General features: G+C 70.2%; 12 protein-coding genes. 7 read left to right on the plus strand and 5 right to left on the minus strand.

From position 1 onward, the window contains the following. Nucleotides 1-39: 39 nt before the first annotated feature. From DI276_RS42655 to DI276_RS42665, 3 genes are read right to left on the minus strand one after another with little or no spacing between them, the layout of a single operon-like run. Entirely contained in the window at nt 40-558 is a 519-nt protein-coding gene (locus tag DI276_RS42655) for a hypothetical protein (RefSeq protein WP_112274704.1), read from the minus strand. Then, on the minus strand, nt 555-1,325 hold the full coding sequence (locus tag DI276_RS42660) for an ABC transporter permease (RefSeq protein ID WP_112274706.1): 771 nt from the start codon (nt 1,323-1,325) through the stop codon (nt 555-557). Before DI276_RS42660 ends, DI276_RS42655 begins: the two co-directional genes overlap by 4 nt. After that, on the minus strand, nt 1,322-2,254 hold the full coding sequence (locus DI276_RS42665) for an ABC transporter ATP-binding protein (RefSeq protein WP_112274709.1): 933 nt from the start codon (nt 2,252-2,254) through the stop codon (nt 1,322-1,324). The genes DI276_RS42660 and DI276_RS42665 overlap by 4 nt, the downstream gene beginning before the upstream one ends. Nucleotides 2,255-2,490: 236 nt before the next feature. Between DI276_RS42665 and DI276_RS42670 the strand changes: the two genes are divergently transcribed. The 4 genes from DI276_RS42670 to DI276_RS42685 all read left to right on the plus strand — a co-directional run bounded on the left by DI276_RS42670 (nt 2,491) and on the right by DI276_RS42685 (nt 6,873). After that, entirely contained in the window at nt 2,491-3,957 is a 1,467-nt protein-coding gene (locus DI276_RS42670; protein ID WP_198681253.1) for a BTAD domain-containing putative transcriptional regulator, read from the plus strand. Then, nucleotides 3,954-4,643, plus strand: a complete 690-nt coding sequence (locus tag DI276_RS42675; RefSeq protein ID WP_112274713.1) for a response regulator transcription factor — start codon at nt 3,954-3,956, stop codon at nt 4,641-4,643. Before DI276_RS42670 ends, DI276_RS42675 begins: the two co-directional genes overlap by 4 nt. Nucleotides 4,644-4,858: 215 nt before the next feature. Next, nucleotides 4,859-6,112 (plus strand): sensor histidine kinase, encoded by a 1,254-nt coding sequence (locus tag DI276_RS42680; protein WP_232837301.1) that lies wholly within the window; start codon nt 4,859-4,861, stop codon nt 6,110-6,112. A gap of 41 nt (nt 6,113-6,153) precedes the next feature. After that, complete coding sequence (locus DI276_RS42685) at nt 6,154-6,873, plus strand: phosphatase PAP2 family protein (protein ID WP_112274717.1); 720 nt, start codon at nt 6,154-6,156, stop codon at nt 6,871-6,873. Between the two features lie 20 nt (nt 6,874-6,893). Here the strand turns inward: DI276_RS42685 and DI276_RS42690 are convergent, their stop codons facing one another. Further along, complete coding sequence (locus tag DI276_RS42690) at nt 6,894-8,090, minus strand: MFS transporter (protein WP_112274860.1); 1,197 nt, start codon at nt 8,088-8,090, stop codon at nt 6,894-6,896. Between the two features lie 80 nt (nt 8,091-8,170). Next, nucleotides 8,171-9,127: a LysR family transcriptional regulator gene (locus DI276_RS42695; protein ID WP_112274862.1), complete on the minus strand. Its 957-nt coding sequence runs from the start codon at nt 9,125-9,127 to the stop codon at nt 8,171-8,173. Between the two features lie 85 nt (nt 9,128-9,212). Between DI276_RS42695 and DI276_RS42700 the strand changes: the two genes are divergently transcribed. The 3 genes from DI276_RS42700 to DI276_RS42710 are packed head-to-tail and all read left to right on the plus strand — an operon-like array spanning nt 9,213 to nt 12,301. After that, nucleotides 9,213-10,175 carry a cyclase family protein gene (locus DI276_RS42700; RefSeq protein ID WP_112274719.1) on the plus strand — a complete coding sequence of 321 codons (963 nt, stop codon included), beginning with the start codon at nt 9,213-9,215 and terminating at the stop codon, nt 10,173-10,175. 37 nt (nt 10,176-10,212) lie between these two features. After that, nucleotides 10,213-11,343: an FAD-dependent monooxygenase gene (locus DI276_RS42705; protein ID WP_112274721.1), complete on the plus strand. Its 1,131-nt coding sequence runs from the start codon at nt 10,213-10,215 to the stop codon at nt 11,341-11,343. A 19-nt stretch (nt 11,344-11,362) separates the two neighbouring features. Beyond that, complete coding sequence (locus DI276_RS42710) at nt 11,363-12,301, plus strand: VOC family protein (RefSeq protein WP_112274723.1); 939 nt, start codon at nt 11,363-11,365, stop codon at nt 12,299-12,301. The last annotated feature ends 4 nt before the right edge of the window (nt 12,302-12,305 follow it).

Genomic DNA, 12,305 nt, shown 5'->3' on the forward strand with positions numbered 1-12,305 from the left:
TTGTCCACCTCACGTGGACAAAAGCGCCGTTCATCGTTCTCACGCCGTGTTGCGAAGGCGGCGGCGGACCGCGAAGACCGCGAGGCCCAGCAGGATCGGCACGATCACCGCGATCGGCAGTGCTCCGCCGGCGCTGAGCGTGCGCCGGCCCGCCACGTCGACGTGGATCGGCGGACTGACCGACAGCGACTCGGAGCCGTTGGGCAGCACGACCGCGTAGACGTTGAACACCCCGGCGTTCACCGCCTGGACGTCCCACGACACCTCGGCGCGCTCCCCGGGCCTCAGCGGCGGCAGCGACTGCGTCGGCGCGGCGGTCCAGTCCTCCAGGTCCACGTACACGTCGTTCAGCGAGGCGACGTTCAGATGTGCGATCAGCTTCCCGGTCGGCGACGAACCGGTGTTGGTGACCGTCGACCTGATGTTCAGGTACTGCCCGACGGTGCCGGTGATGCGGGACTCCGACACCGCCACCTCGACGGTCGCCGACGCCATGGCGGGGAACAGCGTCAGCACCAGCAAGGCGAGCAGCAGTCTCGTTCCGATGCGCGATCTCATCCGGAACCAACCCCTCCCGTGAGCCGGACGATGCGCGGCCCGGTCACGGCCAGCGCCACGGCGGTGGCCAGCACGGCCACCACCGGTGAGATCAGGTACGACAGGTCCTGGGTCCACGAGTGCCCCTTGAGCAGGACCAGGCCGATGTAGTGCATCCCGGCCGTCACCGGGTTGATCCGCACCAGCAGATCGCCCACCGACGACGTCGGCATCGCGGGCAACTGCGTCGGCGCGAACAACGCGAGCAACAGGAACAGCGACGCGGCCAGGCTCACCTTGTTGGTGGAGGACCTGGCGCTGATCAGCAGCCCGATCGCCGCCATCGACAGCGCCAGCAGGGTCCCGATCACCAGGCCGAGCAGCACCGCCTCGCCCACCACCGCGACACCCTTGCCGAGCACCCACAGGTACGGCAGCGCGACCACGAAAACCGCTGCCCACAACGACATCGCGGCCACCAGCTTGCCCAGCACGATCGCACCGCGGGACACCGGCGTCAGCAGCAGGCTTTCGAGGGTGCCGCGCTCGCGTTCGCCGCTGATCGCGTCCGCGGCGACGACCAGCGTCAGCAACACCCCGACCGCGACGGCGATCTGCAGCACCAGGTTCACCGACTCCCGCTGTTCCAGGAAGTTCAGGATCTGGTTGGTGGCGGCCAGGTAGGTCACCACGCTGAGCAGCACGGCGTAGGCGAACGTCAGCACCGGGCCGCGGCCGCTCAACCACAGGTCACGGCACTCCTGGCCGGCGATGACCCGCGCGTTCACGGCGTACCTCCCCGCGTCATCGCCAGGAAGGCGTCGCTCAACCGCGCGCCGTCGACCTCGAACGACAGCACCGTGACCCCTGCGCCGAGCACCGCGGACAGCACGTCGTTCAGGCCGTCCGCCGACGTGACCGTGACGACGTCCTTGGACACCTCGGCCGACACGCCGGGCACGCGCCGCACTGCCTCGGCCGTCCGCGTCACCTCGCCCGGCGGGACGCGCAGCCGGCCGGACTGGCGGCTGGCCGGCTCCGTGCTCGTCACCTCCGCCACGCTGCCGGACACCACGACCTTGCCCTGGTTCATGATCAGCACCGCGGAGCACACCTGCTCGACCTCGGGCAGTGTGTGCGTCGACAGCACGACGGTCGTACCGCGCGCCTCGGCGATCGTCCGCACCAGCGTGAGCACTTCCCGCTGCCCGGCGGGGTCCAGGCCCAGCGTCGGCTCGTCGAGGAACACCACGGAAGGGTTGTTCACCAGCGCCCGCGCGATGCCCAGGCGCTGTCGCATGCCGCGGCTGTAGGTCGCTATCCGCGACTGCCCGCGGTCCGCGAGGCCCACCTGGCCGAGCAGGCGCACGGCCGTCTGCCTGGCCTCGTCACCGGACAGCCCGAAGAGCCTCCCGTGGTACATCAGATATTCCAATCCCGTCTGATATGCGGGATAGCCGGCGCTTTCCGGCAGCACGCCGATGCGCGCCCGGATCTCCGCCGGCCGGGACGACGGCACACCCGCGACGGCGAAGTCGCCGCCGGTGGGTGCCAGGACGGTCGAGAGCATGCGGATCGTCGTGGTCTTTCCCGCCCCGTTCGGGCCGAGCAGACCGATCACCTCTCCCTCGTGCACGGTGAAGCTCACCGAGTCGACCGCTGTCCGGGAACCGAACCATTTCGACAACTCACGAGCTTCGAGAGTGACACCTGACATGACACCTCCTTTGCCGTTCGGAGTAACTGCCCATAAGTGGACTTGATGGAGATAAGAGGACCGTGAGAATGAATTCAATTGGCTTCTTAAGTGCCTTCAACCTGCAGCGATAGCTCATGCACAGCCGGTGATTCACGCCAATGGAGCAACAACGAAATGCGCGACTCGACCGATTCACAGATAGGGGAACTGCAGGGGAGGGGGCCGCCGCCGTGGAGTTTCGGCTACTTGGCGCAGTGGAGGCTTGGGAACAAAAACTTCAACTCGATCTGGGGCCGCGCAAACAACGGTTCGCCTTCGCGGTGCTCGCGTTGCACGCGAACCAGCTCGTGCCGGTGGAGCGGCTGGTCGACCTCACCTGGCCGGCGCAGCCACCGCGCACCGCGCAGCACGCGATCCACGTCAGCGTGTCGCGGTTGCGCCGGGCGATCGCCGACGCGAGGTCAGGCCAGAACGACGCGGACATCATCACCCGCGGCTCCGCCTACATGCTGAAGGTCAACCCGCTGTCCGTGGACGTCCACCGGTTCCGCACGCTGGTCGCCGGCGCCAGGCAGGAGACCGACGACGCGGTCAAGGTGTCGCTCCTGCGACACGCGCTGTCGATGTGGCACGGCCCGCCGCTCGCGGACGTGACCACGCCGGATGCCGCCGCCGTGCTGTGCCAGGGACTGGAGGAAGCCCGGCTGGCCGCGCTGGAGGAGTGCCTGGACGCCGAACTGCGCCTAGGCCGGCACACCGCGGTCGTCGACGAGCTGACCGACCTCGTGGCGCAACACCCGCACCGGCAACGACTCCAGGCGCTGCTGATGCTGGCGCTGTACCGCTGCGGCCGGGTGACCGACGCACTCGACGCCTACCGAGCGGCCCGCGTCCGGCTCGCCGACGAGCAGGCGCTCGAACCCGAGGCGCGGCTGAGCGACCTGCACCGCGCGATCCTGCGTGCCGACCCGGCGCTCGAGGCACCTCTCGTGCGCGCCCTCGCCAGAACCCAGCTGCCGCACGAGATCTGGTCGTTCGTGCGCACCGACCCGCTGTCCGACGATATCGCCGTTGAGGTGCGCGACCTGTCGAAGTGGTACGGCAGGCGGCAGGCCGTGGCCGGGCTGAGTTTCACCGCGCGCAAGGGTGAGGTGCTCGGGCTGCTCGGACCGAACGGCGCGGGCAAGACCACCACCCTCCGCATTCTGTCCACTGTGGTCAGTCCGACCAGCGGGGAGTTCTCCGTCGCCGGCGTACCCGGTACCAGGGAGCACGACCTGCGCAGGCGCATCGGCGTGCTGCCCGAGAACGCCGGATATCCAGGCCACCAAACGGGTGTGGAGTTCCTGACGTACCACGGGCGGCTCTTCGGCCTGACCCGCGCCGAGGCGCGCGAGCGTGCCGTCCGCTTGCTCCGTCAGGTCGGGCTCGGTGACCGCGGCGGCGCCCGCATCGCCACCTACAGCCGCGGCATGCGCCAACGCCTTGGCATCGCACGGGCTTTGGTGAACGATCCGGAGGTCGTGTTGCTCGACGAACCCACGATCGGCCTGGATCCACCCGGTCAGCGGGACGTCCTCACGCTGGTGCGCACGGTGGCCGAGGCACGTGGAATCACGGTGGTGCTGTGCACGCACGCGTTGCCCGAGGTTGAACGGATCTGCACCGGTGTGCTGATACTGGAGCGAGGCAGGCTGGTGTCGAGTCAGGTGTTGACATGACCCCGTTGGGCCGGGTGCTGGTGATCGAGGACGAGACGTCGCTCGCCGACGTGCTCGCGGAAGGCCTGCGCCAGGACGGCTTCGAGGTCGAGACCGTCGCCGACGGCCTGCTCGGGCTGGACGCCGGGCTCACCCGCCCGTTCGACGCGATCGTGCTCGACCTGATGCTGCCGAGCCTCTCGGGTCTCGACCTGTGCGCGCAGCTGCGCCGCGCGGGCATCCGGGTGCCGGTGCTCGTGCTGACCGCCCGCAACGGCGAACTGGACCAGCTGCGCGCGTTGCGCATCGGCGCGGACGACTTCCTCACCAAACCGTTCTCGTACCGGGTGTTGCTGGCCCGGCTGCACGCACTGCTGCGGCGCTCGGGACTGCGGCGGGCGGACGTGCTGACCGCCGGTGACCTCGCACTGGACCGGGTGGCCCGGCGCTGCCGCCGCGGCGAGACGGCGATCGAGCTGACGCCACGCGAGTTCGCGTTGCTGGAGCTGCTGATGTCGCGGCCGGGTCAGGTGGTCTCGAAGCGGTTCGCGCTGGACGAGGTGTGGGACTCGGCCATCCCGGCCGGGTCGAACGTGCTGGAGGTCTACGTCGCCTATCTGCGGCGCAAGATCGACCTGCCGTTCGGCAGGCACGCCGTCGAGACCGTCCGCGGCTCCGGCTACCGGCTGGCTCCCGATGGCGGGTAGTGCGATGACCACAATCTTCACCGTGTCGTTTGGGCGCTCAGCAGGGCACCTCGCGGCACCACCCCCGCGCCCCCATATGCCCGATGTGAGGGCGCGGGGGTGGTGCCGCGATGCACCCGCCTGAACGCCGAAACAACGCGCCAAAGGTTGGTGGTCACCGCACTCGCCGGCGATCCGGGGTCCGCGTCCGGCTGACCGCGCTCGCGGTGCTGGTCGTGGGACTGGGTCTGGTCGCGGGCGGCGCGGTGGCGCTGACGTTGGTCCGCGACCAGCTCATCGGCAACGCCGAGGCGGAGGCCCGCCGGCAGGCCGGCTCGTTCGCCCCGATGATCTCCAGCGGTCTGCCGGCCACCATGCCGTCGCTGGTCCAGGTCGTCGCGCAGGACGGCACCGTGCTCGGCGCGAGCACCGAGCTCGCCCACACCAGGTTGTCGGCGCTGTGGCCGGAAAACGGTGTGGTGACCGGTACTTCGCGGTTGCCCGACGGCGAGCACCACGCCGTCGCCGGGGTGCCGGCCTCGATGCTCGGCCGGCCCGTCGCGGTGTACGCGGCAGTGTCGCTGGAACACGCCGACGAGGGCGTAGAAGCGGCCACGACGGCGTTGGCGATCACCTTGCCGCTCCTGCTGATCGCGGCCGGCGGTACCGCGTGGCTCGTGGTGGGCCGCACCTTGCGCCCGGTGGAGGCGATCAGGGAACGGGTCGCCGAGATCACCGCGAGCCAGCTCGACCGCCGCGTGCCGGAACCGCCGTCCGACGACGAGGTGGGCAGACTCGCCCGCACCATGAACGAGATGCTGTCCCGCTTGGAAGAGGTGCACGAACGTCAGCGCCGCTTCGCCGCCGACGCCGCCCACGAACTGCGCAGCCCACTGGCGAGCGTGCGCACCCGGCTGGAGGTCGGCCTCGCCCACCCGTCCCGCACCGACTGGGTCCGCCTCGCGGCCGACCTGCACCGCGAATCGGTCCGGCTGGGCGACCTGACCGACGAACTGATCGTGCTGGCACTGGCGGACGGCATCACCGACCCCGTCGAGCAGGTGGACCTGGACGAGGTGGTCCTGGCCGAGATCGACGCGGTCCGCACCCGCGGAGCCGTGGAAGTCGAGCTGTCCCCGTTCTCCGCGGCCAGGTTGCGCGGCCGGGCAGGCGAGCTGAGCCGCGTGGTGCGCAACCTCCTGGACAACGCCGAGCACCACGCCCGGCACCGGATCACGATCGGCCTGCGGTCCGCGGAAGGGTTCGCCGAACTGATCGTCGCCGACGACGGCCCCGGCGTCCCCCTTCCGGACCGCACCAAGGTGTTCGACAGGTTCTTCCGCTCCCAACGCGCCCGCGAACGCGACACCGGCGGCGCAGGACTGGGCCTGGCCATCGTGCGCGAGGTGACCGAACGGCACGGCGGCACGGTGTGGCTGGCCGACTCGGCCGAGGGCGCCTGCTTCCACGTGCGCCTGCCCCTGGCCTGATCCTCACGATCCTCTAATGAACCGGCCGCACTGTTGGTGAGATGAGATTCCGCGCGTCCGATGCCAGATTCGGCATCCGATCCGTGCTGACGCTGGCGGCGCTCACGATCGCGGCCGTCCCGTTCGGCCTGCTCCTCCTGCTGGTGCGAACCAGGTGGACACCTCTGCTGTCCGTCGACCACAGCGCCTGCGACCAGTTGCACCGCTACACCGCCGAGCACCCCGCCTTCGCCACCGCGATGAAAACGATGAGCACCCTCGGTTCCTCAGCGGTCTACCTGACGGGATTCGCCCTGGTGACAGCCTGGCTGCTGTACCGCCGCCGCCCGAGACCGGCCGCGTTCACCGTGGTGACCGTGACCGGCAGCGCCGTGCTCAACGCGGCGGTCAAGCGGGCAGTCCAGCGAGCCCGTCCGGTGGTGACCGACCCGCTCACCACCGCCACCGGCCTGAGCTTTCCCAGCGGCCACGCCCAATCCTCCGTGGTCACCTACGCCACTCTGCTGCTGATCTTCTGGCCGGCGATGCGTGCCACCTGGCGCCGAGTCGCCGTGACGGTCGCGGCGGCGATGGTGCTCGGCATCGGCCTGTCTCGAGCCGCCCTGTCGGTGCACTACGTGTCCGACGTGCTGGCGGGCTACCTGCTCGGCATGGCCTGGTTCGTCACGATGACCGCGATGTTCGCCGCCTGGCGCCAGGAACGGCGATCTGCTTCTTCGGCCGTCGGGACGACAGGACTTGAACGACCCGGTGCCGGCTGAGTCAGCGCTCCACCGCGCCATCAGGCGACACGGAGGAACCGGACGCCGAGGGCCACGAGAAGGGCGGCGGCTCCCACCGCGAGCAGGGCCGCGGACAGGCCACCGAAGGCGCCGGCGAGAGCCAGCACGGCGAGCGGGCAGGCGAACTGACCGATGAACACGGCCGAGGTCCAGACTCCCGTTCCCCTGCCGCGTTGTTCGAAGGTCAGCGAGCCCAACGCCCAGGTGAGCAACGCGGGGAGCATCAGGCCGTTGCCCAGTCCGGCGATCACGGCGCTGACGGCTGCGACCGGCACGGTGCCGGCGAGTGCGAGGCCGAGGATTCCGAGGCCGCAGAGGACGAACGCGGCCGGGATGGTGATCGCCGGACCGAAGCGGGCGACGCGGGCGTACATGGCAGCAGCGATCGCGGTGGCCAGCGCGCCGATGGCGCTGACCGCGCCGATGGTGGCGGTGGACGTCACGCCGATGCGATCGAGCACATAGGACAGTTCGACGATGAGGACGTAGAACACGAGCCCACCGACGAGGCTGACGCCGACCGGGACCAGCAGGGTCCGCCACGGCAGTGCGGGCAGCTTCGCTCGCGGCTGAGCAGGCGGCTGCCAGATGTGGCGGGCGGCCAGGAACGCGAGCGGCAGGCTGACGGCGTAGAGCCAGAACGGGGTGCGCCACCCGTTCGCGCCGAGCAGTCCTCCCACGGCGAAGAACACGGTCGCCGCGACGGTGGTGTAGACGACCTGGAGCCCGAAGTAGCGCTGTCGCTGGGCGCCGTGGAAGTAGTCGGCGAGCAGGGTGGTGCAGCAGGTCATGATCGCGGCCTCGGTGAGGCCGACCAGCACGCGGCTGGCGAGGATGAGCGGCAGGGAATCAAGCCACAGCGGCGCGGTGCCGACGAAGGCGTAGACGACGAGGGCGCCGACCAGCAGCCGCTTCCGTCCGAGGCGGTCGATGATGCGGCCGGCCAGGGGCGCGGTGAGGCCGATGACGAGGGCGGGCACCGTCAGCACGATCGGCGTGAGCGTGGCGACGCCGGGAGTGTCGGCGAAGGCGTTCTGGATGGCGGGGAGAACGGGTGCGAGCAGCACCGCGCCGAGCACCGACAGGCAGCTGGACAGCAGGAGCACCACGGCTTGGGCGGTGCCGGCGGGTTTGCCGGTGGCCGGGTCCTGGACAGGCGCGGCGACGGGGTGCGCGGAAAGCGTGTGATCCGACACGGGCATCTCCGGGGGTAGGCGCCGGTCCTCGATGACCTGCGTCACGCCGAAGTGTCAGCAGCCGTGCACGGCCAGGGAAATCACTTCTGCCTAAGTGGACTATCCGTGCCGTCGATGTGGATCTCGTCGCCGGTCATGACCGCGGTCGCGCGCACGAAAAGATCGCGCAGGTAACGATGTTCGGGGTCGTCGTCGTGCATCGGGTGCCACCACATGGCCTCCACCAGCGGACTGACCTCGACCGGGCACGGCAGCACGCGCACGCCGAGGTCGGCAGGGACGCGGTCCGCCAGACGCCGCTGGAGCAGGGCGACCCGGCCGGTGTCGCGGACCAGACCCGGCACGGTCAGGAACGTCTCGGTGACCACCTGGATGTGCGGCTCGACACCGGACATCCGCATCTGCCGCACAGCGGGCGTGAACGCGGTCGGCCCGTGGTAGGTGACCACCCACGGCATGGTCGCCAGCTGCTCGACGGTGAGGGCGTCGCCCACCTCGTCGTTGGCGGACGCGACGAGGCACACCCACTCGTCGCGGTAGAGGTCGCGGTGGGGCAGGTCCTCGACGAACCCGTGCGGGATGATCATGAGATCCGTGCCGACCAGGGTCCTCGCGGCATCGTCGACCAGCGCAGTCGTGTTGGAGATCATCCGCAGCCTGGTCCGCGGCGCCTCCGCGGCGAGCAGCCCCGCCACCGCCGAACCGAGGGTCGCCACCGCGTAGTCGCTGATCAGGACGGAGAACTCGCGGGTCGACGACGCCCGGTCGAAGTCCGGTTCGGCGGCGAAGACCCGCTCCGCACCGGACAGCACCACCCGCACGCGTTCCTTGAGCTGGATCGCGAGCGGGGTGAGCCGGTACTGGTTGCCCGTCCGCGTCAGCAGGTCGTCGTGGAAGTGCCGGCGCAGACGAGCGAGCTGGGCCGACACCGCCGGCTGACTGAGTCCCATCTGCTCGGCGGCACGGGTGACGCTTCGCTGCTGCAGCAGCGCGTCCAGCGCCACCAGCAGGTTCAGATCCAGGCGCGCGAGGTTCACGACCACAACGGTATCAACGGCAGTGATACGCAGCATCAGTGAATTCGGCTTCCCTGATGCGCACGCTGACCGCGATCGTCTGGTCATGGACCGGAACGATCCCGAGGGCGCGATCGCGGCGGCGGCCAAGCGGTGCTCCAACTGGGGCCGCTGGGGCGCCGACGACGTCCTGGGCACCCTGAACTTCCTCACCGACGCCAAGCGCAGGGAAGGCGCGGCGCTCGTCCGCAGGGGTGCGAGTTTCTCGTTGGCCCAGCGGTTCGACGCGAACGGCCCGCAACGGGGCTGGCGGCGGCGCACCAACCCGGTGCACACCATGCTCGACACCGGCGTGGACGCCGAGCGCGGCACCCAGGGCTTCCCGCACGGCATCGGCGGCGCCGACGACGTGATCTTCATGCCGTTGCAGGCCTCGACGCAGTGGGACGGCCTCGGCCACATCTTCGACCACGGGCTGGCCTACAACGGCCGCCGTGCCGGTGACGTCGTGACCAGCGAGGGCGACCGGATCACCGGCATCGAGACCACGGCCGGGCTGATCGCGGGCCGCGGGGTGCTGCTGGACGTCGGGCGAGTGTCCGGTGTGGACGGTGAGCTGCCCGACGGCTTCGCCATCACCGCCGAGCACCTGGACGCCACGATCGCCGCACACGGGCCCAGCGCCCGGATCGGCCGGGGTGACCTCGTGCTGGTGCGGACGGGACGGCTGGCCAGGGCCAGGCGGGAGGGCTGGGGCGACTACGCGGGCGGCGACTCCCCAGGCCTGTCCTTCACCACGCTGGACTGGTTGCACGGCAACGAGATCGCCGGGATCGCGACCGACACGTGGGGCCTCGAGGTGCGGCCCAACGAGTTCGACGGCGCGTTCCAGCCGCTGCACCAGGTGGCGATCCCGCACATCGGCCTGTTCCTGGGCGAGATGTGGGACCTCGACGCGCTCGCCGAGGACTGTGCCGCGGACGGCGTCCACGAGTTCTGGTTGACCGCCGCCCCGTTGCCCGTGACTGGCGCGGTCGGCGCCCCGGTCGCCCCCATCGCAGTCAAGTAGTCGAAGTCAAGCAAACCGCACGGACGAAGGAGTCCTCATGCCCGCGGTGAACAACGTGCTCGTGATCGGCGGTGGTCTCGCCGGGACGGCCGCGGCGATCCAGCTCGCGCGCCACGGTGTGGCCGTCGATCTCATCGAGGTCAAGCCCGACATCGCCGCCATCGGTTCCGGGATCACGTTGCAGGGCAACGCCTTGCGCGAGTTGCGGCGGCTCGGGGTGTGGGAGCGCGTGAGCCGGGCGGGCTACGCGTACGACAGCCTCGGCCTGCGCGCACCCGACCGCGACGGCACCCTGCTCGTCGAGCTGCCGGACGTGCGCAGCGGTGGCCCCGACCTGCCGGCCACGATGGGCATGCCCCGCCCGCTGCTGGCGCGAATCCTGCTGGACCAGGCAACCGCGACCGGGGTGAAGACCAGTTTCGGCGTCTCCGTGGCCGGGCTGGAGCAGGATGCCACCGGAGTCGAGGTCACGTTCACCGACGGCGCGGCGGGCAGGTACGACCTCGTGGTCGGTGCGGACGGCATCCGTTCGGCGACCCGCCGGATGCTCGGCATCGAGCTGGAACCGAAGCCGACCGGCATGGGGATCTGGCGCGTGTTCGGCCCTCGCCCGGCGAGCGTGACTCGCACCGACCTGTACTACGGCGGTCCGTGCTACCTCGCCGGGTACACCCCGACCGGCGAGGACTCGCTCTACGCCTACGTCGTCGAGGACTCGTCCGACCACAGTGGACTGACTCCGGAGCAACGGCTGGAACGAGTGCGTGAGCTCGCCTCCGCCTACCACGGACCGTGGGACGAGATCCGGTCCGCGCTCACCGATCCGAGCCGCGTGAACTACACCAACTTCGAGACCCACCTGCTGCCGGCGCCGTGGCACCGCGGCCGGGTCGTGCTGATCGGCGACGCCGCCCACTCGTGCCCGCCCACCCTCGCGCAGGGCGGCGCCCAGGCACTGGAGGACGCGGCCGTGCTGACCGAACTGCTGATCGACGCCGATGCCTTGGACGACGACCTGTGGGACGCGTTCACCGCACGCCGCCACGACCGCGCCGCGGAGGTCGTGGCGGCGTCGAACCAGCTCGCCCAGTGGCTGTTCGACCGCGAGCAGGGCGACGCGCCCGGTCTCATCCGCCGCATCGCCGGCCTCGTGTCCCACCCCGCGTGATCGCACTGGAGGAATCACCGTGACCGACCGCCTGATCACCCACCTGAGGCACGTCGACCTCGCCGTGCCCGACCTCGCCCGTCAGCAGGACTTCTTCACCGGCGCCTGGGGGCTGACCGCCGAGCACGGCGACACCGGCATATCCTTCCTGGCAGCGGAAGGCTCGCCGGAGCAGTACGTGGTCCGGCTGCGCCAGGCCGCCGACAAGCGGATCGACCTGATCGCTTTCGGTGCCGCCAGCCCCGCCGACGTCGACGCCCTCGCCGCACGACTGGCCGTCTCGGGTGTCACGCTCGTCAGCGAACCGGGCGTGCTGCAGACCCCCGGCGGCGGCTACGGGTTCCGGTTCTTCGACAACGAGGGACGCACCATCGAGGTGAGCGCCGACGTCGCGATCCGCAAGCACCGCAAGGTCGAGGAGGGCGAGTCCGTCCCGGTGCGACTGTCGCATGTGGTCGTCAACTCAGCGGATCCCGAGGGCACCGTCGCGTTCTACGAGCGTCACCTGGGCTTCCGCCTGTCCGACACGCTGATGCACCCGCGGATGGGCGAGATGATGTGGTTCATGCGGGTGAACTCGTGGCACCACAGCATGGCCATCGCCCGCGGCCCGCACCCGTCGCTGCACCACGCGTCCTTCGAGCTGCGGGGCCTCGACGAGTACATGCGCGGCACCGGCCGTCTGCTGCGAGCCGGGGTCGAGAAGATCTGGGGTCCCGGCCGGCACCTCGCGGGCAACAACACCTTCAGCTACTTCCTCGACCCGCACGGCAACACCGTCGAGTACACGACCGAGCTGGAACTGGTCGACGAGGACAGCTGGCACCCGCACCTGTACGACTTCAGCCGGCCCGAGGTCTCCGACCAGTGGGGCACGGCCAACGCGATGAACGAGTTCGTCGCGCAGAAGTCCTTCAACGACCCCGACAAGGGCCTGTTCGTCGCCCCGCCCGTGTGAGGAC

Source organism: Lentzea terrae (assembly GCF_003265345.1).
Lineage (GTDB): Bacteria > Actinomycetota > Actinomycetes > Mycobacteriales > Pseudonocardiaceae > Lentzea > Lentzea terrae.